Origin of the sequence: uncultured Hymenobacter sp. (assembly GCF_964242765.1) — a bacterium.
Classification (GTDB): Bacteria; Bacteroidota; Bacteroidia; order Cytophagales; family Hymenobacteraceae; genus Hymenobacter.
In genome coordinates this window covers 27,964-50,783 of the sequence record NZ_CAXTBM010000013.1, presented here as the reverse complement: position 1 = coordinate 50,783, position 22,820 = coordinate 27,964, and the positions used below count along the sequence as shown (strand labels likewise).

Genomic DNA, 22,820 nt, shown 5'->3' with positions numbered 1-22,820 from the left:
GGCCTTTTTCCAAGTTCACCTTTGCTACTTCACGTCGGCTTTGGCGGCGACAGTGGCCTTGCGCTTGCGCTTGGCCACCAGGTAAGTGAACTTGGGGTCCTTCACCAGCTCATCGGCTTCGGCCAGCGTAAGCTGGGTCAGGTCAATGGTGCGGTCCAGGCGCTGGATCTCGATACGCGTGGGGACGATGGTGGCACGGTACTTCTCTGCCACTTCGGGCCGCAGCTGGGGTTGGAACTTCTTCTCCATCAGAAGGTAGGCTTAGGCGCCGACGGGCTTTTCGATGGCGTCGCCTTCGTAGATCTTGATGCCGGTCGAGTAGCACTCGCCCTTCAAAACGGTACCGCGACGACCACCGGAGAGCTTGCCCGAGCCGTAAGACGGGGCCAGTTCTACGGGCAAGCCTTGGGCGCCCACTTGAATGTAGGTGCCATCAGCATCGGGCACGAGCATGATGCCGTCCACGTTTTTGACGACGTTGACCAGCTCCAATGCCTCGGCCTTGTTGCCGGGGTGAAAGCCTTCGAAGGTGATTTTCTGGCCGCGGCCGTCCCGCTCGCCCACTACCTCGCCCTTCAATTCGTTGGAATCCAAGGTGATGTAAATGCGCAAAAAGCCTTTACCGGCCTTGAAGGCGTGGTCGGCCGTGATGCGGGCCGAGGTACCGGCTACTGCCGCGCCATCGTACTTGGGCGCTTTGGCGATGGTGGTGAACCAGCTGATGGGTGCCCACAACACGTAGCCGAGCAGGCCGGGCGTGTTATCGGCGCCTTCCAGGCCCCCCAGGTGAGTTAAGCTTGACAAATCCATGAGGATAGAATCGTTATAAAATGAGAGGATGGATTGAATAGCGATAGAAACGCTTAGGCTTTCACCTCCGCGTCGGCTTCCGCCTTGGTGATGAGTTGCAGCACGCCGCTTTCTTTCTCCACCAACTCTTTTACTAGGTCCGTCTTGTCTTTCAACTCAGCCGCCTTGATTTCCACGCCGTTGAAGTAAAACTGCTTCACCAGCACGCGGTAATGCTTTTTGTCGTGGGTTACCACGGGGCGACCTTCGGCAGCACCTGCCTCAGCGGCCTGCAGCTGCTCAGCCTGGCCGGAAATGATTTGTTTGGAGGCAGCCAATTCTGCCTGCAGGTCGGCGATGATCTGCTCGGGGGTTTTGGGGGTTTCTACTTTAGCGCCCATGGCTGTAAAATCTTGAAAATGAAGTGAGGAGGTAAGCCAGGCCCGCTCCCTTAGCAGGAGCGGGCCGACTTTATGCTATCCGGACTAGACCAGGTCCTTGTCATTGGTGAACACGGCCTCGGGCAAGAGGAAGCCTACTCCCTTCCAGAAGTCGGTGTAGAGCTTCACTTTGCGGTCCACGTTCTCGATCTGGAACTGGGTCATGTTCTGGCTCTTCTTAGCCAGGCGCTTGGCGTTAGCCGGCGGCGTCATCCAGATCTTCTCGGAGTTGCCCATCGAGGGCAGGCCGACGACTTGCTGCTTGGCGTGCTGAATCGGAATAGCCGTCAGCGTGGTGCCACTCAAATCGGGCGTGATAGGCGCCTCAATAGCCTGGGTGTGCAACGAGTACTTCTTGGCGCGGCCGATGGCGTAGCGCAACGCAAAGTCCTCGTTCATAGCCAGGTTCATGAAGGCGCTGCGATAGCGCTTGTTGGTGCCATACACGAAGGCTTCTACGTACTCGCAGAAGGCCACTGGGTCGGTTGGAATAGCCCCGAGTACCATGGGCGTAATGCGGCCAGCCGAAGTGTGGTCGTTGAGGATCTTGCGAATGCCGTCCATAGCCGTGCCCGGAGCACCTGCCGTGCCGTTAGTCGGCTCTACGCGCACCCCGCCGTAGATTTCGTTGAGCTCGTAATCCTCTTCTACCTGCGGAATCAGGTGCACCTCCATGAACCAGCGCACGAAGGGCCACTCGGTACGCTTGAGGCTGGCGTCAGCCAGGAAGCCCAACCAGGTGGCTTCCAAATCATCGGGCGTTTCCTCCACGTCGGCCTTCATTTTGAACTGCTTGATGGTGATCGGCGTCACCGTCAGGCTGCCTTTCGGGGTCCAGCCCTTCTGGAACGGCTGCAGGATGGTGCCGAGCACCGTCTTAGCCGCTTGGTAGATGGTGTCGTCCGTGACGAGGGACGAGAACAATTGCTCGGTTACGCCGCGGCGGAACAGCAACTGCACCAGACGCGTGGCGTTCTGGCCGTTGTTGAGGTAATAGGCACCGAACTCAGCAATGATGGCTGCGATAGTCATCGGATGGGGATATAAAAAATGAAGAAATACAGGCTAAGCGAGGCTCCAGGCGCCGCGGCGGCCTAGTTGAAAAGCGGGTTGTTGTCGAGGGCCTGGTTATGGGGCAGGGCGGCCAGGAGTTCGGCTGTGGTCTTGCGGTCCTCGTTGTCCTGGATGTCGGTTTTACCGGACTCCAGGCGGGTGGTGGTGTGCCCCGCTCCCGCGAGGTTGCCCAGGCGCGTCGCTTCGGCCTCAGCCGTATCCGCCCGCTTGGTAGCGGCTTCCAGGGCATCAGTGGCCGTTTTCTCGGCTGCCTTGGCGTCGGTCGCTTCTTTTTGGGCCGTGGTCAGAGCGGCTTCCGCCGTATCAACGCGGCCGGCCTTGGCCTCCAGGTCGGTGAAGGCGGCCTCGGTGATGAGCTTTGCCCCGATGATATTGGCGGCCTCCAACTCCGTGTTGGCGGCAGTGGCTTCTTCAGCCGACACAGTTTCTTTGCCGACGATGGCGAGCATGGCTGCGCCTAACGTCAGCTTTTTTGCGAAAAGCGACATGGTAGTGGTAGAATTTGAGGATGTGGTGGCGTTTTTAGCAGCACTGCCGCCGTTGGTGGCGGCTTCATCGGCCAGCTGCTGGGCCAGGGCAATGGCGTCCTCTAGGGAGCCCATCAGGTCGGCCAGGCCGTAGTCGAGGTTGGTCTGACCAATGAAGACTTTGCCGCTGAGCACCTCCTTCTCCTTCTTAGGGTCGAGTTTGCCCTCGCGGGTGGTGGTCACGGTGCTCAGAAACACTTCGTTGAGCGGGTCGAGGATTTCCTCCTGCAGGGGCTTGAGGTCGCCGGCAATGGCGGCTTTGAAGGAGGCATTTTTGTGGGTGCTCTTCGTGGCGTTGGCCGACACCTGCTTGATACCCAATTTTTCGAAGTAGCCCGTAAAGTCCAGGAACTCGGCCATGGTGCCGATGCTCCCGCACATGGCCGTGCGGCCGGCCAGCATAAGCACGTTGCCCCCACTGGCGCTCCAGTAGCCCGCGGAGCAGGCCTGCTGGAGATAGCTCACGAAGGGTTTCTTGGTGCCGGCGATGATGCTAGCAAAGTCCTCTAACCCCATCGTCGAGCCGCCGGGCGTACGGAACACGCCCACGTGGGCGATGATGTTCTCGTGCGCATCGGCCTGGCGGATAAGCCGGCCGAGGGTGTTGGTGCCCAGGCCCCAGTAGGTATCCTCGGGAAACATCACGCCGGCTACCGTGTGCACGGCGATGGAGTTGGCCGGTATCTCGTTGAGCGAGGTGTAGGGCAACACGCCCAGGGCTGCCGCGTGCGGCGTGAAAGCCGCGTACGTGATGGGTTTGGGCTTTGCCTCGGCTTCTGAGCTACCCGCCTGACCATTAAGCAATTGGGCCACCTGCGCGTAAAGCTGCTGCAGGCCTTGGCCTTCGATAAGGAAAGGGGCCTCCAAGATGGAGGTCAGAACCGAGTGGTGGTGCATCGACTTTGGGTAATGATCGATGCAAAGCTGCCCGCGCTTTTAGCCCGCAAAAAGGACACAAAAAAGCCCCAACCACCCGGTTAGGGCCTTCCTTTAAAGCTGATATGCTTACGCGTTTACCGCCCCGATGGCAAATGGATCGTAGCAAGCCCCAGGGCCGGAAAAGTCGGCCCCCAAGTAGAGCGGCTGCCCGGTCGCAATCCGATACTCATAGGTGTAAATATCGGTCCAGCTGACCCCGTAGTTGGTGCTGGAGCGGAGCACGAGCCGATCCAGGCCGTCCCCGTCGGGATTCACTACCCGCCAAATAGCCTGCGTATCGCCGAGCGTGGTGGGGCGCGTCGTCCGGGCGCCCCCAGGACTGGCCCCGGAGTCAAACCGGGTGAGGCGGTCCACCGTATCGAGGCCATCCCCGCTCTGGCTGCTGTTCCACGTAGCGGCAACCGAGGCCCCAACGCCCGTTGGCTGGGGGGCCGCACTAAAGAGCAGGACCACGTCCAGGGCATTAGCGGCCCGCGTGACGTGACCCCAGCAGCCCGCCCCAACCAGTTTTTTGCCGGTGTAGGTCGTTACGCCATAACTCCCAGGCCCGCCGCCGGTCGTCGTGTAATAGCCATTGCTGCCGTTGTTAGCGATGCTGGCGTTATCGGCGCCCAAGGCAATGCGCCCCGCCCCGGCCGGAATCGTTCCAGCCCCTGACGCTACGACGGGGGCGGGCTGCGCCACCCCAAAGAACAGCTCCACGAGCGTGGCAACCCAGCGGCTCGTAATAAAGCCTTTTTCCAGGCCGTAGTCGCTCGGATGCACGCCATCCTCGGCTTGCGCCGGATCCGACGGGTCATAGATGAGATCCCGCGCCACATCGGCCAGAACCTGAAATTTGGCCGTGCCGTTAGCGAGCAGCGCCCTGAGCCGGTTGCTGACTGGCAGCTGAATCAGCTGGTAGAAGTTGGCGCGCGGCGGGGCAAACGGGGCCACGTTGCCCGTATATTTGTCGGGCGGCGTCGAGCCCACGGCAAAGCGCCAGTCGCTGTGCTCGTCGAGGCGGTCCTGAAAATAGCCCTGGATAGTGGCAATACCTTCGTCAATCTTGGCGGTAATGGCCGCTGGGTCCGTCACGCCCGGGTCCAAGCCCTCGCCCGCGTATTGAGAAGCGCGATACTCGTTGAACAATTCCCAGGTGAGCAGCACGTTGTCCCAGCCCGGTTTATAGGCAGCAATAACGGCCGCGCTATTGGCCCGCATCATGCGCGTGGTTTGCCCGCCCACGGCCACTTTGGTGAAGGTTATCTGCCGTGTATCCCCAAGCGAGAGCAGGTAGGCCCGGAACCCGGCCACCACCGAGCCGGTGAAATCCCCATCGTAGTCGTTGACGATGGAGTTGCCGGCAAAAACCAGGTGGATGTCCTTGACCGTAACGGCCTGCGTTGTGGCAGTTGCCACCGTGGAATAGGCAGAATCCGAGTAAGAGCCCGTCCCGAGGGCTTTCCAGCGATAGTGCCGCGGGGAGCTAGCCGGTAAGCCCGTATGATTATAGCTCGCACTAACGCCGCGGTATATTTCCTCGTAGATGCCGTTGGCGGTTAAGGCCACCTCCAGCGCGTAACCCGTGGCATTGAGCACGCTCGAGCACGTCACGTTGATGACACTGGAACTGGTCGCCGTGGCTTGGGGGTTGGTGGGCGCCAAAAGGGGCGTGGCCGAGGCGGCGCTTACCGTCAGCGAACGAACCACCGATATCTTTTTCGTGCCGGCCGCGTCCGTAACCGTATCGGTCAACTCGTAGCTGCCCGCTGGCACGTTCTGCCAGCTCCCGGCGTATTGCGCCCCGACGAACGAGCCAATGCCGATTACGGTACCGGTGGCCGTATTGGTGGCCTGCACCTCGTGCGTGTAGGGTGCCGTACCGCCGCTGGCAGACCCCGTAAACGAGACGTTCTGGCCCGGCGTGCTCGTGCTACTGCCGATGGTAAAGGCCACGGTCAGGGCAGTTCCTACGGGCGGCGTTACTACGCTGCTACCCACCGTGAAGGGCCGCGAGTAGGCTTTCTCCCCCTCCCCCCGGTTCTTGCTGGCATCAGCCACCACGTAAGCCGTAACCTGGCCCGCCTGATTGCCTAGCTCGAGCAGGCCCGTAGCCGAAACCAATAAGCCCGTCTGCCCATTGAAGTCATAGCGCAGCTGGTCCATCCCATACTGCGGATGGAACACGTTGAGCGTGTTGGCCGCATCATCAAAATTGCTGAAGGAGGGCGCCGAGGGCGTGATGGTCACGGTCACGGCCGTCGTGGTAAAGGCCGGCGTAAATGCCTTGACGCCCTGCGCCCGGCCCCCGGCGGCGCGTACGTAGCCGGTGACCTGGCCGGCCAGGTTGCCGACTCGGATGATGCCATCGGCGGGCACAGCAAGGCCCACTTGCCCGTTGAAATCATAGCGCAGATCGGTCAACGCGTACTCCGGATGCGAGATGGCTACGGTGTTGGCCCCGTCGTTGAAACCGCTGAAGGTGGGCGCGTCGGGCGCTGCCACCGCAAGCTGCGCGGTGAGCTTTTGTAACAGGAAAAGATTGACCTCGTTCTGCGACGTTTTGAAGGCCGGGTGCTTGCCGACCTGATTTTCCAGGATTTCCACGAAAGCGGCCCTCGGGTCATCGGAGCCGAAAACGGTTACGATATCTTCCGTTAACTCGCGCAGGTCCCCCTCGTCAATCGTGAACGTATCATTATCGGCGAAGCGGAGACGCCACTTCCCTACGAATTCATTTTCTGTCATGCTCGGGGCAGTTCACCATGGAAAAGCCCAAAACTGCCATTGGTTACCTCGGTGAAAAAGGACGCAAAAAGGCCCGAACCACGTAGTTCGGGCCTTTTTGCTCTCATCATCACACCGGTTTAGCTCCCTTATACGATCAGATACGAGAGAGAGAAGCCCGACTTAAGCACAATACTTTTGCCTGCCGGCACGGTGGCCAGCAGCCGGCCGTCCTGGGTGCGCAGCAGCACGGTGCCCCCGACGCCCGGCTGCAGCACGACGGTGTTCTCCTGGGTGCCCCCCTCTACTTCCCACGTGCCGGTGTAGGGCCGGGCGCGGCGCACGGTGCCTCCCTCGCAGAGCAGCTGCCAGTCGTAGTTGTTGCGCTGCGTCTCGGAGCCGGCCGAGTACGTATCCTTCCACTCCAGCGGCTCGGTGGGCGTGCCCACCAGCTGCACCTCCCCGTTCAGGTCCCGGTAGAGCGCCACGAAGCGGCCGTGCTGCATGGTCTCGATGCCGGTGGCCAGCACGCCGGTGTGCCGCGAGAGGGTGCCCTTGAGTTTTTGGCTGTAGAGTTCCCCGTGCCGGCCCAGGGGCTTGGGGGTCTGGTCGTAGCCGAGCGTACCGCGGGTGCTCACCAGTTGGTACCACTTGGCCGTGGGCAGTAGGTCCAGGCTGCCAATCACTAGCTCGCCCACCGCGGGCCAGGAGCGGAAGTTGCTCACCGGCGTGTACCAGACCGCCTCCAGGCCGCCCAGGTTGTCGAGGCCTTGCTCCCGCGCCAGGGTGCGCAGGCCGTAGGGGTTGTAGTTGCCGACCGGTTGGTCTTCGGTTCCGCCGTTGCCAGTTGCCATTTTATTGGGGTAAAGGGCTCTGCGCCTCTTTCATAAGTTGCTGACGCAGAGAGACTAACTGCGCCGAACGAGACAAATCACCCGTTTTAAGGGACAAATCACCCGTTTTTTGAGACAAATCGCCCGTTTTAAGGGACAAATTGACTACCGATTTCTCTCGCTTTTTTTTCAGGGGCGGCAGGCTCACATTGCGCTGCACGGCCTTGCGCAGGGTCTCGTACTGGATGTCTTCTTCGCGCAAGTCGTAGCCGGCCATGAAGTCGATGATGACCCGCTTGATGCCGGTGCGCCGCGTGACGAACTGCCGGATCCAGGTGTAGAGCTCTTCCTTGAGTAGCTCATCGACGTAGTCGTTGAACTGGAAGATGGTGTAGTCGGTCAACTCGTCGAAGCCGTATTGATAAGCCGGAAAATTGCGCAGGTCCAGTTTGAAATTGCTAGTGCAGCCCTCGCGGGAGCCGGCGTGGTGCAATTTGCCCTTGATCTGCCGGCGCATAAGATGAAAAAGCAGTTTGCCGAAGCGGTCGGCACTGCTCAGTACGTAGGGCTCAGTGCCCAAATGTAGATCCAGGTACTTGCGCACATGCGGCTTCACTGGAAAATCAAGAATCTTGAGCATAGCCGGCGTTAGGATAAAGTGAAATAAGGAGAGCAGGTAAGCCGGCCAGCATGCTCCCGAGCCAGCCCTGAAACTAGTGCCGGCGATACGTAACGTTTTTGCATGTATAAGGGATTGCTAGTGTAATTGCCTTAGCAATATCCAACATTTGCAACAATGTTACAACTGTTCAGTTTCTTGGAAACGCCCTATCTATACCCGCCTTTTCTTTCTAGGATACCAGTAAAGCAGAAAATAAAGCTTGGCAAGTAAGCTAGACTATATCTTCGGCAAGTATAACTTACGGGAGTTAGAGTAGGCCTGTATCGAGCTTAAGCTGCGTCAGCAAGCCACTCCGGTCCCATTGCTCCATTTCTTCGAACTTGGTGCCACAGAGCTTGAGGAACTTCTCCAGGGGCGCTTTGGCGGGCAGTAAGCCCTCCTCGATGTTGCCAAGCAGCCGGTTCTGGCTGCGCATGGTCTTGGGTAAACTTAACCACTCGTTGGTGGCCTGCCTCTCGGAATTGGGTTCTTCATGGTCTCGCCAGTGCCGCCCCGTCCGCATAAAGTAGTAGGCCTGAGCCACGGTGGGCGAGCGGTTCGCCCCGGCCGCGCAGTGCAGCAGCACGCGGTGACCTTCCTTCTCGGCCATGTGCAGAATCTGCAGCGCTCCATATAGGGAGTTGAGCCCGATATGGCCGGTGCACTCGTTCATGGGAAACCAGTGGTAAAAGACGGCACTCTCAGAATCTCGGGCCGCTTGGGCACAGGAGTGAATGTACATGTCACTCACATTTACCACATGCAGCGCACCCGTTGCCTTACTGATCTCAGTGGGCATGGGGTAACGCTGAACGTGCAGGCGCGTGCGGAACCAGTCCTCGAATTTCATAGACGCGGTCATTGACTTATAAAATCTATCCTTTGCCTACCACTTAGTTAGAGTCGAGACCAAATAAATGCAGGCCGAATAACTCCAGCCCAAGGGCTTCGATTTCGATTTGCAGGTATAGCTGCGCATTGAGCAGGTGTAGCGCCTCCTGCAGAACGCTGAAGGCTCTGGCGGCATGGTAAGCAGCGAACTTATGCAAGGCCATTCGCTGCTGGGACTCGTCCGGACATGGGATGTCCATCACCAGCTGGGCCTGCTCGTGGTTATGGTAGATGTGGGTGGTAATGCGCAGCAAGGGCACCTTATCCAGACGCTTGCAGCGCCGGCACGCGCAGGGGGCAGTGCCTTCGATGGCAGTAACTAAAACTTGATGATTAAGCACGTCGAATACACGGGCAACTTGGCGCATTAAAGAAGTTTTATAGCTGGAAGTGATGGGTTAGGTTCTGGGCTTTCTGATTGAGCTTGCCCAGGATAGTGTAGAGCGGGCCTTTGTAACTAAAGGTAGCAGTAAGCTCGTCCGCCACGAACAGGGCGTTGAGCTGCACGAGTTCATCCACCTCCAACCGCCACTTACGCGGCCGCAGCTGCCGCAGATTGGTGCGAGGCCATGGTTTGGTGAGCAGCCGGGTGAGCCGGTCGAGCACGCGCTGGGTGGGGCGAATGCTCATGATTTCAGCTAGGTAAAGCGTGCGGTGGCCGCTACACCACACCAAGTTCTGATGGTAAATTCTAATCGAGTGGCAGAGCGCCTCCGCTTCATCCTTCTGCAGCTCCACCACCTGGTCGTGGTGGCGTAAGTTCATTTTCCTTCGTCGATAAATGCGTCACGAACTGGTAGGCCCTCCTGCGTAACCAAGCCTACCACTAAGCCAAGGGCGACCACGCCGGCCGTACCATGGTCGCGCACAAATTCATAGAGGTGTAAGGCCGCGGCGCCAGCAGTGCTGGCTACTACTGGATCTAAGCCTTGGGCCTGCATTCCTTCTAGGGCACTAGCCAGTTGTTGCTGTAGTTCCTCGCTCATACATCCTTATTAGCAGTTAATTACAAGTTTTTAAACATGTCTCTGAACATGTCACTAATCTGTTCGAAGTCAGTTTTTATTGTGCTGGAGGAAACTACCGGCTCTGCCTTGTTAAGCAGAAAGGTTTTGAACTTTTCTTCGGCCTGCTGCTGCGTTTCCGCCGCGATGGTTACCCTGATTTTACTGGTGGGAATCGAGGCACCAGGTAGTTGGAGGTAGCCGATGACGATAAATTGCTTCTGGTTATTTTCTGGGGGTGCCATTCGTAGAAATCATATTTTGAAGGATATCAATGCCTTCCGCCAGCGATGACACATACCACTGAATCATCTGGTGGCGCTGCTGCAGCGCCGGGTCCGTGGGGTTAGTCTTCAACAACTGCTCGACTTGCCGCAGGTCCGGCAGGTAGCGGGCGTGGTCGGCCTGCGCTTCGGCAAGCCATATTTCAAGCATACTCGCCCCATTAAGGTCATTGCTTGCTGGCATGAGGTCCCATTTTTTCGGTGATGACTTTGCCCATCACGGCAAACGCCATGAGGCCTATTTCTTGGTGGGCTGTAAGAAAACTGCTTAGCGCATCAAGGGCAGCCCTTACCTCCGCTCGCATCAGAGGTGGCATGGGACGGCCCGCAGTGAGAGATTCTAGCGTTTTGCAATAGGCTTCGCGGTACTCGTCGCTACGAAAATCGGTATCTTGATAGCTCATCTTAAATACTTGTAATCAACATTTTACTTATTTATTTGGCCCTGGGTGCCACCTAATCATTCGCATGATCTGCTCGACATCTTCCAGACTAGCTGGCCAGCCCCGAAAGCAGATGGTTTCCTCCATCTGATCATTAACCTTGACCACCTCGCTGAAGACAGTGCCGACGACTAGAATTTCGATTTGGTCGACACCGACCGTGAACTCGCGCTGCCGTTGCCAGCCAGAGTAAGGCCCTTTTTTGTAGACTTGTCGGAACCCCATCGCCTCCAGCTGCTCGGGGCTCAAGCGAAAGTCGGGGGACCTGGTCCGGATGCGAGGCGCCCGGTAGGGTTGCTCGCTAAGCCTCTGAATGAATGGTTGTTTAGCCATCATGCAACTAGTTGAGCAGTTTGAGACTACCGGATTCGATGGCCTTGTAGAGCGTGTCTCCCGAGGGCGTCTGCGCATAGGGCAGAAACACTTCCGCTAAGCCCGCCTGGCCCGCTTCGATGATAGCCAGTTGCGCTTCACACCAGTTTTTGATGATGCGCCAACTGACCCGGCGGGCTTGCGCTTCGGTGCGGTACTTCCAGGCTACCTGCGCTTTCGTGAGAGCCTTGAGTACCCCCTGCCAGTTGCTCGGGAGGGTGAACCACCACAGCGTCTGCTCCGGACCGACCGCTACGGCGAAGGTGATGGCCACAGGCTCTCCCGAGCCCGACGTTTCGTAGTCGACCAGCACCTTTTGCGCCCCAGCTTTGGCCAGGAGCATCTGGATTTCCTGGGTTGTCTTACCGGCCGCGATGGTCGTGGTGTAGTTGAGGATAGCCATCGCTAATTGGACCAGGTACCTGCGCTGGCGCGGCTTTGGTTGACGGCCTCATAAAACAGGCGCGTTAGCTTCTCGTTGCCAAACTGCCGTATCCGGTGCTCGTGGTACTGGTATAGCTGCCAAGCAGTGCTGTTTTTCACGCGTTTGCCAACGGGTATCTTGCTGCCGCGTTGGTAGTCTTTGAACTCCTGGAACTCCTTGGTAGCCAGGTTCAACGCATCGTCTAACTTGCGCTGCTCCTTCTTGGTTTTGTTGGCTTGCCACCAAGCTTCCGTGCGGTAAAATCCATTGGGATTGGATTCATCAAAATAACCGGGGCCGTCGGTATAGCGGGCGTAGGGCCAGCTAGGGGGCCGGTTCGGGTGCTTAGCAAACCACTTGGCAGCCAGGCGAATGCGCTCCATAGCGTCCCGATGATAATCGGCCCACTCCTCCAGACTTCGGCGCGAATCCAGATTATGATACACGCCCTCTTTGATGGCGTCCTGCGCCAGGTGCATCTCCTCTTCGGTGAAGGCGCGTTTGTAGATGAATTTGTTGGCTTTGTTGAGAAGTTTAGTGCTGTAGGTGTTCAGGATAGCCGCTTTTTTGGCCTCTACGGGGTCCACTTGTTCGGCCGGGGTCGTTTTCGATTTTTGGTAAAAACGCGCCTCGCGCTCCCCCAGCGCCCCTTTTTTACCTGTTTCCGGCTTCGCTTCGTCCCCCGCCGCGTCCGCGCCGCCTGTCCGGGCACTAATTACTTTTTCTGGGTTTTCAACTTTTCCACTTTCGTCAGTTAGAGTAGTAATTAATAACCCTAAAGGGTCTTTAATAGGTGGAAGTTTTGTACTATCTACGATTTGCTGAACCTGCCCTCCTTGTGCTGCTGATGCACTAAATGATACAACCCCATCACGGATATCTACCATTTTAAACAAAAATTTGCTGTTAATTACCAGCTCCACGTTGCGCCGCCACCCCCGGAAATACTTCTGCAGAATCAGGCTGTCTTCCCCGCCCATTAAGGCCATTACGTGTGTATAAACCGTGCGCTTATTCTTCTTTACCAGCTTAGCCAATTGAGGGTGGCTAACCGATATCAGTATGCCCTCCGGCACGGCGTCGGTGTGCTGGTAGTCGAGTTGCAGCATCTGGTGGTTGCGGTACTCATTGGTTGCCTGTATGGCCAGGCGTATGATGTTGAGCCCGGTTAAGTAGCCACAACCAGGTAGCGGCTTCTGTTTGATTTTTACCTGCTGCTCGCGGCCGGCACAGGAGCCATTACTCACCTTGCGAGTATGGGTTTTGGTAGGGCTAGCGGCCTCCAGCAAGTCGTAGTGTTTGCTCCATCGAGCCAGGGCACTGGTGGGGGTCAGGGGGGCGGGTAACATAAGCGTGAACGGGGTAAAAAGTAGAGATAGCGAGGGGTAAAAAATTGACAAAGCAGTGCCAGGGAGCCGGAAAACGCGTTTTTCGGCAACTCGGAATTTTTATGCAAAAGCGCAGTCAGGGCGCTGGAAAGGGCCTTTTTAGGTCCGACTGCAGGGCCGGCTTCTGCCGACCTTCGCTTCCCGTCCGATCACGAGATCGGGCCACTCCTTCACCATTCCCGTGGGTCCAGATGGCTGCCCTTCAAAAGGGACAACGGGAAGTTTTACTTAGCCTGGCCGGGTGCCTGGCTCGTACATGGGCGGCGCACGCAGGAGTTGTCGCTTCATAGCCGGGCGCCGTTTAGAATGAAAATGATGATGGCCATCAGCAGCCAAGCCAGGCCGAAGCCTATGAAAAGCACCACTGGCACCCAGAAGGGCGCCAGCACTACCCACCAGGGCCACATGACCACCGGCGCTATCTGCCGCTGCTTGAGGCGCACGAGTACCAGTGAGAGCGGTACCAACAGCGAGGGAAGGAGCCAGAGCACATTATGCATGCGCCAGCTCCTTCCCTAAAAGTCCAGCCGATACTGGTCGTCCTTGTGATAGCGCCCATAGCGCCGATTGTAAATGTGCGCCCGTCGATCGTAGTTGAGGTGACAGCGCTGACAGAGTGCCGCCAGATTGCTGAAGCGGTTGTGCGTGCGGTCGCGGTCCAGGTGCGCTACCGTCAGGATGACTTTGCTGCCCGTGATGGGGTGCGGTTCGTAGTTGAGTGCCTGGCACCATTCGCACCGATTGCCGGCCCGGCGAAACCGCACGAGCCGACTGATCAGGCGCCACTTGGGGTGGTAGCGTTTGTAGTCGATGGGCATGAGGTAGTAGCTTACGCATCCGCTGCGGCTCCTTCCTGCTGCACGGGCAGCTCCTTGCGCACGAAATATTTAGGTTCTGCCTGATAGGCTGGGTAAATCGTGCCGACCGCTACGTGCAGGGAGCGCAGATACTGGTAGACATAGAGCCCACCGGTAGCTACCTGCCACGGCCCTTTATTCTGGCGGTAAAGCTGGGAGCCTATATTATCCAGTAATAAATCGTAGCTGGCATAAACCCCATCATCCTCTGGCTCAACGCTGTCGTCGATATCATCCGGGTTGTCACCGTAGTCGACATTCCAACCTGTGTTGAAGCTCAGCATGACTTGGTGCTGCCCGCCCGTAACGGTTATTGGTCCCCAGGCATACTCGCCATAAGGGCCATCGCTGTTGAGCGGCACACACTCGCCAATTACATGCCGCACGGCATCTTGATTGGGCAGAATATGCTCTAGCTGATCCAACGTGTAGAGCAACGGCTTAACCTCCTCTGGCTTAAAGCCAACGCTGTAGGGGTGCACCGTACCTGCTGAAGGACGCAGGTACACCAGCACACTTGGGGGATGGTCAAAAGGGCCATCAAAAGCGGGCGTGGTACCACTCAACGTATTAAGCACTCCCAATCCCTTAGGGGTCTGCACTTCCGGATTGTAAGGCCAGTAAGAGGCCAGCATCTCGAAACGGTTGTCAAGTAGGAGCGGATTAGCCATTCGCTTGCCCTCCTTGCTGTTCGTCTAGTGCCCGTTTGATATCCTCGAGGCGCAACTCATATCGGTCGCGCATCGCCTGCATATCCGGTAGCATATGTCCATACTCCCGCCGATTGCCTTCCGCCTTGCCAATGTTGACCAGAAGGCCCTTTAGTGCGGGCTCAATTGCGGCCCGCTCCTGACGCAATTGCTGACGTGTGGGTCGTTGGGTGTCCGGCGACGGCAACTCGGTCAGCGGGCGGACCCGAACCGGTTGAGTTGACTTCTCGGCCAGCAGCTGCGCGAAAGCGCGGATGGCTGACCGATCTGAGGTGTAGACGTTAGTGCCTGTACTCATAAGGCTAGGCGGCAGCAGCACGTTGCGGAACAATTTCCAACTGCTCGGCCAGGGCCTGCACATGCACCTTGCGCAGTTGCAGGCTGCGGCGCACCTCATCGAGCATTACCTCGCGGGCATCTTCAGTGCCCGGCAAATCCAGGCGGTTTCGTAACTGGGTCAGGCGCTGGCTGTGCGTATTGATGGCCACCGAATGATCTTCCGGGGTCAATTTTTGAAATTCATCCACGCTGATAAGGTCTACTTTGGTCATTGTCGGGAATGGTGAAGGAGAAAGAGGGGGGTTATGAAGCAATGCGCATAGGTGGCGCAGTTTTCAAGTCGGCGATGGTAAAGCCGATGGCTTGGCCATAAGCCAGCAGTGCGGCCCGCGGAATGCGTAGAATGCCCGGTGTGAACTCCAGGGCGTAGAGGGTAATGCGATGACCTTTGGGGTCGTATTTGCCTTCGGTTACCCACTTTTTCACCGTGCGCACGCTCACGCGGGTGGCCGTGGCCACTTCCTCCAGCGTCAGGTACTCATCGCTGGGCGCCGCAGCAGGTGCGGCCTGGCTCAATAGCTGCGTAAAGCGGCTAAACAATGCGTCGAGGTCTCCTTTTGTAGCGATTTGATTGGCGTCCAGCGACATAGAGCGAGGCGGCTTAGGCTGCGGTTTGCAGCGTTTGCTGGTAAAAGGGCAGCACGCGGAATTCGCGGCGGCAGTCGGTCAAATCGATTTCAGCGATGCCCTCGGGCATTGCGCGCAGGAGTACTTCTTCTTGGGCGCGATTTTCTTCCAGCGCCGAGCGCCAGCCAGCCGGCATGGGGCCTTGCACATACACGGTGAGGTGGCCGTGGCGGTACCAGTAGCCGAGCAGTGGCTGCGGAGCAGCCAGTTCGACGGGTTTTTGGTTGGTGACAGCGCAGATGGCAGCACCAGATCGGAATTCTGAAACGCGGATGCGTTTCCCGCTCAGCGCATCCGTGAGGCTGATAGGCGGGCAAATGGTCGTCATCGGGAATGGTGAAGGATAGTGATAGATGGGTTTAGGACGTTGGCCGCAGGTGCGTCGGAATTTCATAGCTAGGCATAGAGAATTGGACCAGGGCAACTAGGTCACGCAGTACAGGACGGCGACCTATGCGCGCTGCAGCAAGTAGATTTGAGGGAGTATCATAACCCGCCCTAACTGCGTCATCCACCGCCGTTGGCTTCAGGATTTCGCACACTTCGCCCATCAGGTGGAAGTACTTTTGCTTTTCCGTCATCATCGTGTTTGCTCGGTTTCTTCGCGCAATTCTTTTCTTGCGCTATCTTTCTTTCTGTCTTCCTGACAGCCAAACAAACATACGCGCAATTGCGAGCATTAGCCAAACAATTGCGGTGATATTATTTGCAAAAAATCCTAAAAATGCCACAAGCAACTGTCAATCAGAGACTTAAAATTCTGATTGAAACGCTAAAATTGAATCCGAGAAGCTTCAGCAAGCTGGTTGGAGTGAGCGAGGGCACAACCCGCAGCTATTTGGATCGTGGCTCGAAGCCAAACATTGAATACATATCCGCAATTGCGCGAGGAATTGCAAACATCAATACCACATGGCTTCTGTTAGGTGAGGGCTCTATGCTCCTAAATGAGACAACCGAACCCACCGTTACTTATCAAAAAAATAAGGGAACCAGCAATGTCGGCAACGTCGCCACTAACAACGGGGTCAACAACGTCGAATTCAACTCATTCGACGATTGCAAGAAGGCACTTGATATAGCTAAGGATAAAATAGACCAACAGGCTAGTCAGCTCCAGGATAAGGAGCGCATTATTAGGCTTTTAGAAATGCAATTGAATAATATTCAAAGCCCCTTATGACTAGTAATCCATTACAGCATTAGGTATAGCCTTAAACTGAATCTATAATGATTCCTAACAAGAAATTTTTAGGCGAAGCTGGTCAAAAGAGTGTAGAAAAATTCACTCGGCTTACTGAATTTGTAAGCAGTATAGAAATGCTTGTTAAAGAAGAATCTGATCGTGGTGCAATACTAATTATTACAGCTGTTCTAGAAGAACTACTAGGTGAAATAATAAAAGAAGGCACGGCATCAGAAGCATATGGCAATGAGCTTCTTAAAATTGGTCAACCTGCCGGTGATTTCGAATCCAGAATATTAATTGCTCAAGCTTTCGGATTAATTCATGCAGAGGATACTAAAAAGCTTAAAATTGTTCAACGCATCCGAAATAAAGCTGCGCATTTTGACAGAAAAGGACGAGGTTTTAACGTACTCTTTGATTCTAGTTCTACAATTGATCAAGTAGCTGAGTTGAGTTTACTAGCTAAATACCCATTATCTAGTCGCTTACCGCTCCATGTAAGGCTCAATTTTGTCATTGCTACACGCACTCTAATGCTTCGCCTTTTGCAACGGTGGATGCATACATATTCCAACACTAGCTTACTATCAGAGGAAGAAGAAATTGCAGAATTGTTAAAGAAATACAAGGCTACGGACATAGGAGACTACTTAAAAGAAATAAAAGAAAAGATAGGAGATGAACATCTTTTTCATAATGTATTACTTCAATTCAATGCAATCTTTAAAGTTCATATAAAGAAGGATCTAGGGGTTGTAAAATTCTTACTAAGTGAACTAAGTAATACTCTTTTCACAATAAAGAATTCAGAAGTAGGATTGGCTGACAAGGACAGAGAAGATTTATCTCCAGAATCGGATAGATAATTAAATATTTAATGGAAATCACGCGTCAGCTTCGTCGCGACCGAATTAATAAGCGTGGCTTTGCTCCCATTCATTTTACCATCTGCTGGGCGGGTAACCGGCTGCGCATAGGCAGTGGTGAGGTCGTGCGCCCCGAGCACTGGGACGAGGAGTCTCATAAAGTGAAAGCCGTAAAGGGCTCGTACTACAATCAGATTAACCCAAAGCTGGCGGCTATTGAGGAAGCGGCCGAAACCGCCCTCTATACTGCCGAGCAGGCGCATAGGCTACTCAGCGAGGAAGCCTTGCGCCAGGCACTAGAGCCGGTGCTGAAGCCGGGCAAAGCGTCGGCAACGGAAGCCACTGCTCCGGCCGCCCCACTGCAGCAAAGCCTCGGCTTCTTTCAGCTCATGGAGCAGTGGATCCAGGAGTCGGCCCGCAAGCTGCACCCGACTACTTTCCGGCCCATGGCCAAGACGTCATTGGCCGGCCTGAAGGCGACGAAGGCCCGGTTCGAGCAGTTTAGTGCAACCAAGAAAGTGCCGCTCACGCTCCAGGGCATGGACAATGCCTTTTATATGGCCTTCCGTGAGTACATGATGGATGAGTTAGGCCAGGAGACCAACACCTTCGGCAAGCACATTGCCCGGCTACGCACGTTCCTGGCCTGGTGCGAAGAGCAGGACCTGCCGGTTAACCGCCGGTACCGCAAGTTTGCCGTGCCGAAGGTCTATGTGGGCGTCGATGCGCTGACCGAGCACGAGCTGCGCCGGATCCAGCGGCTCGATTTCAGTTCTGAGGAAGTACAGAAACGACTGCTAGAGATTCATAAGGCCACGCATTCCAAGGCCAACTCTGATCAGATGCCCAACTATCAGGCCTGGGCTGCGCACGTGCGCCTGGCCCGCGACAAGTTTCTGGAATGTGCCTATACCGGTCTGCGCATATCCGATGCCGAGCGCTTAGCCTGGCACCACGTCAAGGGGCAGATGATTCACCTCAAGGCCGGCAAGACGCAGCGCGAATGCTATATCCCCTTCTACGATGACTCCTTGTTTCACCTGGTGGCGTTGGCCAACGCCTACGAGCACCGCAGCCACGACGACTTATTGCTGCCCACGTGCTACCGAGTCAACGAATTTCTGAAGATCGTCCAGCAGCTGGCCGGCATCACGCGCCTGAACCTGACCACCAAGCTGGGCCGCAAAACCTTTGTCACGCTCAAGCTCTACCAAGGCGTGCCCACCCGCTCTATTATGCAGGCCACGGGCCACACCACCGAGTCCAGCTTCAATCACTATGTGGGCGTCGACACGATTAGTTTACTAGAACAGTTCATGCGCCGCTCGCCCAACGCCGCCTAAATTGTGGGGCAAAAACGTGGGGCAGATTTTAGGTATCTTGTTTCCATCCGTTTCCAGCGAATGCAGCGAAAACCTCCTTTACGCACCCAAATCGGTGCATTTGCTGGAAACGAGTGGAAACGAAAGGCACGAAGTAAGTCCTAGCGTGACCACCAAAAACCCTTTCTACAAATCGTAGAGAGGGTTTTTTATTTTTGTTATATCAGGAAAATGATTGGTAAAGAGAATTTAGTTATCCGCCTCAAGCCGCTGGAAGGTTGGTAGATTGCGCCATTTGTATAACTATCATTAGAGTTATTTTTAAGACTCAAGGAAGCGATATTTACCCTTCTCACTTCCAGCCTTGCCCTGCATGATGCACCCAATCCTTTCTATCAGTGCAGTCAGCCGCATGTAAAAAGGCCCGTACATTCCATTTCATTCAGCCACGCGTCAGCCAACACCTTGCCCAGTAAGTATGATTTCACTTATTCTAAGCAGCAGGCAATAGCAGTTGCTGGGGCTACTTTATCGGCATATCATAATTCAGTTTGCTGCTATATGGTTACGATGAACACTCAGAAAACACCCGTTGCAAAAGCGAAGTGCTACAAGAAATTGCTATTCTATTCTAAAGCAGGGGCGAGAACAGCACAGCAAAAGCAAGAGGATCTTTCGGCACCGCAATAACCAGAATCCGCAATGGAATGGACTGAGCACGGTAGAAGTTTGTAACGACATTGAGCAAGAATCACTTGTCAGCCATATGTCAGCTATATCAACTGATTCTTGCTCGATGTTGGGCTTGCTTGAGAACTGATTTTAGAGACAAGACATGAACATGTAAATCTCACAAAAATCAGTTATGCTACTCGCATCTCTTGTACTTCTTGCGTACATACCCTATCTTGAGCTTACACTAACACAACCTACTCCAATGTGAATTGTGCTGCACGGGCTTAAAGCCGCGAAAACTGTTTAGCCGAAACTGCTCGGCCGATTTACTGTGTGAATCGAGCTTTCTAGCTTATGCCCATGCGGCGCCGCGTGCAGACAGTTGTCTGCGCCCCAGTATTGTGTACTGGGTTTATGCTACGCCTACTCCAGCTTTGCGCTGAGCGTTTGTTGTTGCAAATCACATTAGGAGGGTGTACTACCCGCTTTGTTGCTTGGAGTTGTGTTTCCTCACGGAAAACCACGAAACGTATTGTTGTGCGCTGATAGCGCGCGTCGCATCGGCGTGTGTTTGTCACGTATGACATAATGCGCTATGAAAGCGCCACTGATTTTCTGACCGGCGATGTAAAAACGTCAGGCCCTGAAAGCAGTGGTTACGCTTCAAATCGTGCCAAACAAAGCAAGTTGTTCTTGCGACTCGTTTTCAATCTAAAAACGTACCTCGCTGCCCTTCTTCCTCTTTTCAATTTTACTGACTTGAATTCGATGAAGCCGCCTGATCCCCTTTTCTTCCGCTTAATGTCTACCTGGCGTAGATCCGATAATGTGTTTGCCAATCCTTGTTTGCGCAAACTCAACAGTTCGTCAACCAATTACAAAGGCTGGCGCGTTGTGTTTTCCCCAACTAACTTGCAGCTAGACAGAGAGGCTTTAGAGCGAAATGGCTATCCATTTTCTGCCTTGGGTCGCAACTGACTGAAACCGTATCAACACAGCCTGTGCCCTCGCGGACCGATTTTGGCTGCGAGGGCATGTTGAACTACACTGCTTTTCTCTTCATGATACACCGTTTTTCTGCTGCTATATACTTAGCTAGCTAGATACCACATTCTCTTGTAGCTGAGCAAACTAGTTCAGGAGTTCCTTGCATTAAACCCACTAAGACTGGCCTATTAATACATTTTTCCTGAAGACATTTTGAACAATCTTTTTGACCGCTGATGCAGTTGGAGCTGTTTGTACTTGCGCTATTCGTTTGATTAGCCTGGGAGACCTAATAATATGATTTGGTAGAAGCGAGCAGAACTGGCTTACAATGCTGCTCGCTTCTACCAAACCATTATTTATTGACCTGCACCGTTGCAGAGTTACAGAGTCGTCAAGTCATCTGTTGATAGCAACAAACCTTTAAGAGGCCACCTATTTACGCCTTGGATTTCGAACAAGCCGTTCTGTTACGCACGGCTCTTAAGGCTTGTGCAAAGTGGTTGGGGCGGCTGCGCCATTGGACCGAGTTGTGCGGGCAATACTACTAGTGGTGTTGAGGTAGATACCTGATATTCTATCCCTCGCTAATCTTCTATTTTATTCAGCCGTCAATTGTCGTGCGCCGCCCATGTGTTTTGGATAGTACCGCAAGAAATAGCGGGCCGGTAACCGCAGGCGCAGCAACAACCGTAGCAGGCATATTATTTAGTTGGCCTTTGCCTGATTATGATGCTACCCAACCTCCCGCCTACTGGCTCCGATGGCCGCTGCCCCTGGGCCGACCACAACGAATTGCTGCGCGATTTTCACGACCACGAATGGGGCGAACCAGTGGCCGAAGCGAGCATCCTGTTCGAATACTTGGTACTGCATACGTTTCAACTGGGCTTTGATTTTCCGGTGGTGTTGAAACGGCGCGAAGGGTTCCGGGAACTGCTGGCCGGCTTCGACCCTGAGCGGCTAGCTCGTTTTGGCGAAGACGAAATAGCGGAACTGCTCTTCAATCCGCGCATCCTGCGCAACCGGCGCAAGCTAGAAGCCACTGTGCTAAACGCCCAGGCGTGGTTGCGCCTGCGCCAGCAGGTAGGCGGCGACGATGAACTGCTCACCTTCTTCTATCAGTACGTAGGCGGCCAGACCGTCGACAACCAGCGCAGCGCCACCAATCCCGTGCCCCTGTCCACGCCCCAAAGTGAAGCTATGAGCAAAGACTTGAAGAAGCGCGGGTTTGTGCTGGCCCCCCGCGTAACCTGCTACAACATCTTGAAGACGGCTGGCCTCGTAAATGACCACCTACTCAGTTGTCCGCGGCACGCCGAATGCGTCGTGCTGACCCAGTAGCAGGAATAGCTGGTGCCGCCTGGTGTTGTTCTGCTACGGCGCGCCAAGCCAGCAGCCAGACAATCACCCCAAAACCAGAGCCGCTACCTTTACTGCCTTCCGCTGTTTTATCCTGATTCTATGCGCACCTTCAACTGGGCCATTCTGGGCCTGGGCAACATTGCCCACAAATTCGCTGAAAGCTTAACGCTCCTGCCCAATGCGCGGCTGCATGCCGTAGCTTCCCGCAGCACAACGAAAGCCCAGGAGTTTGCCGCCCGCTTCGGGGTGCCACACGCAGTAGGCAGCTACGAAAAACTGCTAACTATACCCGGCATTGATGCCGTTTATATTGCCACGCCTCATTCCGAGCACCACGACCACACGCTGCTCTGTTTGCGGGGCGGCCTGCCGGTGCTATGTGAGAAAGCCTTTGCCCTCAACGCCCGCCAAAGCCACGACATGATTAGTACGGCCCAAGAAAAAAGCGTTTTCCTGATGGAAGCCTTCTGGACGCGCTTTTTCCCGGCCATCAACAAAGCGCTGGAACTACTGGCCGCTGGCACCATTGGGGAAGTGAAGCACTTAGCTGCCGACTTCGGCTTTGCTGCCGACTACAAGCCCGAAGCCCGGCTCTTCAACCCCGAGTTAGCCGGTGGTTCCCTGTTGGATATCGGCGTGTACCCGCTTTTCATCAGCAAGCTTTTCTTGGGCGAGCCCCAGGAAATAAGAGCAGTAGCCGTGCCCGCTGCTACTGGCGTCGACCAGAACTGCGCCATGGTCTTGTCGTATGCCAGCGGCGCGACGGCCAGCTTGTTTTCCACCCTCGCCGCCCAAACCGACAACCAGTGCGTCCTCTACGGCTCGAAAGGGCAACTGCACCTTACCGGCCGGTTTCACGCGGCCAGCGGCATCACCTTGCACCTGACTGGCCAGGAACCCCAGGTAATTCCCTGCGAAAAGCAAGGCTTTGGCTACCACTACGAAGCCCAGCACGTGCAAGAGTGCTTGGAACAAGGCCTCACCGAAAGCCCTATGTTGCCCCTGCAATTCAGCCAGGAATTGATGCAATTGCTGGATACTGTGAGGCAGCAAATTGGCCTGCGCTATCCGGGCGAGTAAGAGGAACACCTTTGCTTCACCTCCT

At 55.5% G+C, this 22,820-nt stretch carries 30 protein-coding genes; 6 read left to right on the top strand and 24 right to left on the bottom strand.

Annotated elements, in window-relative coordinates; all coding sequences use genetic code 11:
* Positions 1–24: 24 nt before the first annotated feature.
* The 24 genes from ACFE7X_RS07640 to ACFE7X_RS07525 form a co-directional block, all read right to left on the bottom strand.
* Complete coding sequence (locus ACFE7X_RS07640) at positions 25–249, bottom strand: hypothetical protein (protein WP_375435083.1); 225 nt, start codon at positions 247–249, stop codon at positions 25–27.
* 12 nt (positions 250–261) lie between these two features.
* The gene (locus ACFE7X_RS07635) at positions 262–810 is read right to left on the bottom strand and encodes a hypothetical protein (RefSeq protein WP_375435082.1); all 549 of its coding nucleotides are present in this window, start codon (positions 808–810) and stop codon (positions 262–264) included.
* A 53-nt stretch (positions 811–863) separates the two neighbouring features.
* Positions 864–1,190, bottom strand: a complete 327-nt coding sequence (locus ACFE7X_RS07630; RefSeq protein WP_375435081.1) for a hypothetical protein — start codon at positions 1,188–1,190, stop codon at positions 864–866.
* 84 nt (positions 1,191–1,274) lie between these two features.
* On the bottom strand, positions 1,275–2,261 hold the full coding sequence (locus ACFE7X_RS07625) for a hypothetical protein (protein ID WP_375435080.1): 987 nt from the start codon (positions 2,259–2,261) through the stop codon (positions 1,275–1,277).
* 62 nt (positions 2,262–2,323) lie between these two features.
* Complete coding sequence (locus ACFE7X_RS07620) at positions 2,324–3,727, bottom strand: S49 family peptidase (protein WP_375435079.1); 1,404 nt, start codon at positions 3,725–3,727, stop codon at positions 2,324–2,326.
* A gap of 108 nt (positions 3,728–3,835) precedes the next feature.
* The gene (locus ACFE7X_RS07615) at positions 3,836–6,499 is read right to left on the bottom strand and encodes a hypothetical protein (protein ID WP_375435078.1); all 2,664 of its coding nucleotides are present in this window, start codon (positions 6,497–6,499) and stop codon (positions 3,836–3,838) included.
* A 128-nt stretch (positions 6,500–6,627) separates the two neighbouring features.
* Complete coding sequence (locus tag ACFE7X_RS07610; RefSeq protein WP_375435077.1) at positions 6,628–7,332, bottom strand: hypothetical protein; 705 nt, start codon at positions 7,330–7,332, stop codon at positions 6,628–6,630.
* Position 7,333: 1 nt separating this feature from the next.
* On the bottom strand, positions 7,334–7,951 hold the full coding sequence (locus ACFE7X_RS07605) for a hypothetical protein (protein WP_375435076.1): 618 nt from the start codon (positions 7,949–7,951) through the stop codon (positions 7,334–7,336).
* A gap of 289 nt (positions 7,952–8,240) precedes the next feature.
* Positions 8,241–8,822: a dual specificity protein phosphatase family protein gene (locus ACFE7X_RS07600; protein WP_375435075.1), complete on the bottom strand. Its 582-nt coding sequence runs from the start codon at positions 8,820–8,822 to the stop codon at positions 8,241–8,243.
* Between the two features lie 43 nt (positions 8,823–8,865).
* Positions 8,866–9,231 carry a hypothetical protein gene (locus tag ACFE7X_RS07595; protein ID WP_375435074.1) on the bottom strand — a complete coding sequence of 122 codons (366 nt, stop codon included), beginning with the start codon at positions 9,229–9,231 and terminating at the stop codon, positions 8,866–8,868.
* A gap of 10 nt (positions 9,232–9,241) precedes the next feature.
* On the bottom strand, positions 9,242–9,628 hold the full coding sequence (locus ACFE7X_RS07590) for a hypothetical protein (protein ID WP_375435073.1): 387 nt from the start codon (positions 9,626–9,628) through the stop codon (positions 9,242–9,244).
* Positions 9,625–9,849: a hypothetical protein gene (locus ACFE7X_RS07585; protein WP_375435072.1), complete on the bottom strand. Its 225-nt coding sequence runs from the start codon at positions 9,847–9,849 to the stop codon at positions 9,625–9,627. The genes ACFE7X_RS07590 and ACFE7X_RS07585 overlap by 4 nt, the downstream gene beginning before the upstream one ends.
* A 20-nt stretch (positions 9,850–9,869) precedes the next feature.
* Positions 9,870–10,112: a hypothetical protein gene (locus ACFE7X_RS07580; protein ID WP_375435071.1), complete on the bottom strand. Its 243-nt coding sequence runs from the start codon at positions 10,110–10,112 to the stop codon at positions 9,870–9,872.
* Positions 10,093–10,302 carry a hypothetical protein gene (locus tag ACFE7X_RS07575; protein ID WP_375435070.1) on the bottom strand — a complete coding sequence of 70 codons (210 nt, stop codon included), beginning with the start codon at positions 10,300–10,302 and terminating at the stop codon, positions 10,093–10,095. The genes ACFE7X_RS07580 and ACFE7X_RS07575 overlap by 20 nt, the downstream gene beginning before the upstream one ends.
* A gap of 16 nt (positions 10,303–10,318) precedes the next feature.
* Positions 10,319–10,555 carry a hypothetical protein gene (locus tag ACFE7X_RS07570; RefSeq protein WP_375435069.1) on the bottom strand — a complete coding sequence of 79 codons (237 nt, stop codon included), beginning with the start codon at positions 10,553–10,555 and terminating at the stop codon, positions 10,319–10,321.
* A gap of 379 nt (positions 10,556–10,934) precedes the next feature.
* Positions 10,935–11,369, bottom strand: a complete 435-nt coding sequence (locus ACFE7X_RS07565; RefSeq protein ID WP_375435068.1) for a hypothetical protein — start codon at positions 11,367–11,369, stop codon at positions 10,935–10,937.
* 2 nt (positions 11,370–11,371) lie between these two features.
* Positions 11,372–12,739, bottom strand: coding sequence for a hypothetical protein (locus ACFE7X_RS07560; protein WP_375435067.1), 1,368 nt, complete (start codon positions 12,737–12,739; stop codon positions 11,372–11,374).
* Between the two features lie 323 nt (positions 12,740–13,062).
* Complete coding sequence (locus ACFE7X_RS07555; RefSeq protein ID WP_375435066.1) at positions 13,063–13,245, bottom strand: hypothetical protein; 183 nt, start codon at positions 13,243–13,245, stop codon at positions 13,063–13,065.
* Positions 13,246–13,293: 48 nt separating this feature from the next.
* Complete coding sequence (locus tag ACFE7X_RS07550) at positions 13,294–13,596, bottom strand: HNH endonuclease (protein WP_375435065.1); 303 nt, start codon at positions 13,594–13,596, stop codon at positions 13,294–13,296.
* An 11-nt stretch (positions 13,597–13,607) separates the two neighbouring features.
* Positions 13,608–14,306 (bottom strand): hypothetical protein, encoded by a 699-nt coding sequence (locus ACFE7X_RS07545; RefSeq protein WP_375435064.1) that lies wholly within the window; start codon positions 14,304–14,306, stop codon positions 13,608–13,610.
* Positions 14,299–14,643, bottom strand: coding sequence for a hypothetical protein (locus ACFE7X_RS07540; RefSeq protein WP_375435063.1), 345 nt, complete (start codon positions 14,641–14,643; stop codon positions 14,299–14,301). The genes ACFE7X_RS07545 and ACFE7X_RS07540 overlap by 8 nt, the downstream gene beginning before the upstream one ends.
* A 4-nt stretch (positions 14,644–14,647) precedes the next feature.
* A complete protein-coding gene (locus ACFE7X_RS07535; protein WP_375435062.1) occupies positions 14,648–14,896 on the bottom strand; it encodes a hypothetical protein in 249 nt (82 codons plus the stop codon).
* Between the two features lie 31 nt (positions 14,897–14,927).
* Positions 14,928–15,272, bottom strand: a complete 345-nt coding sequence (locus ACFE7X_RS07530; protein WP_375435061.1) for a helix-turn-helix transcriptional regulator — start codon at positions 15,270–15,272, stop codon at positions 14,928–14,930.
* Between the two features lie 13 nt (positions 15,273–15,285).
* Positions 15,286–15,639 (bottom strand): hypothetical protein, encoded by a 354-nt coding sequence (locus tag ACFE7X_RS07525; RefSeq protein ID WP_375435060.1) that lies wholly within the window; start codon positions 15,637–15,639, stop codon positions 15,286–15,288.
* A 378-nt stretch (positions 15,640–16,017) separates the two neighbouring features.
* On the opposite strand from ACFE7X_RS07525, the gene ACFE7X_RS07520 reads away from it, so the two are divergent.
* From ACFE7X_RS07520 to ACFE7X_RS07495, 6 genes are all read left to right on the top strand, one after another.
* Positions 16,018–16,494 (top strand): hypothetical protein, encoded by a 477-nt coding sequence (locus ACFE7X_RS07520; RefSeq protein WP_375435059.1) that lies wholly within the window; start codon positions 16,018–16,020, stop codon positions 16,492–16,494.
* A gap of 47 nt (positions 16,495–16,541) precedes the next feature.
* Positions 16,542–17,366 (top strand): hypothetical protein, encoded by an 825-nt coding sequence (locus ACFE7X_RS07515; RefSeq protein WP_375435058.1) that lies wholly within the window; start codon positions 16,542–16,544, stop codon positions 17,364–17,366.
* A gap of 11 nt (positions 17,367–17,377) precedes the next feature.
* The gene (locus tag ACFE7X_RS07510; RefSeq protein ID WP_375435057.1) at positions 17,378–18,709 is read left to right on the top strand and encodes a tyrosine-type recombinase/integrase; all 1,332 of its coding nucleotides are present in this window, start codon (positions 17,378–17,380) and stop codon (positions 18,707–18,709) included.
* Positions 18,710–19,951: 1,242 nt separating this feature from the next.
* Positions 19,952–20,341 carry a hypothetical protein gene (locus tag ACFE7X_RS07505; RefSeq protein WP_375435056.1) on the top strand — a complete coding sequence of 130 codons (390 nt, stop codon included), beginning with the start codon at positions 19,952–19,954 and terminating at the stop codon, positions 20,339–20,341.
* A 738-nt stretch (positions 20,342–21,079) separates the two neighbouring features.
* Positions 21,080–21,694: a DNA-3-methyladenine glycosylase I gene (locus tag ACFE7X_RS07500; protein ID WP_375435055.1), complete on the top strand. Its 615-nt coding sequence runs from the start codon at positions 21,080–21,082 to the stop codon at positions 21,692–21,694.
* Between the two features lie 120 nt (positions 21,695–21,814).
* Positions 21,815–22,795, top strand: a complete 981-nt coding sequence (locus tag ACFE7X_RS07495) for a Gfo/Idh/MocA family protein (protein WP_375435054.1) — start codon at positions 21,815–21,817, stop codon at positions 22,793–22,795.
* The last annotated feature ends 25 nt before the right edge of the window (positions 22,796–22,820 follow it).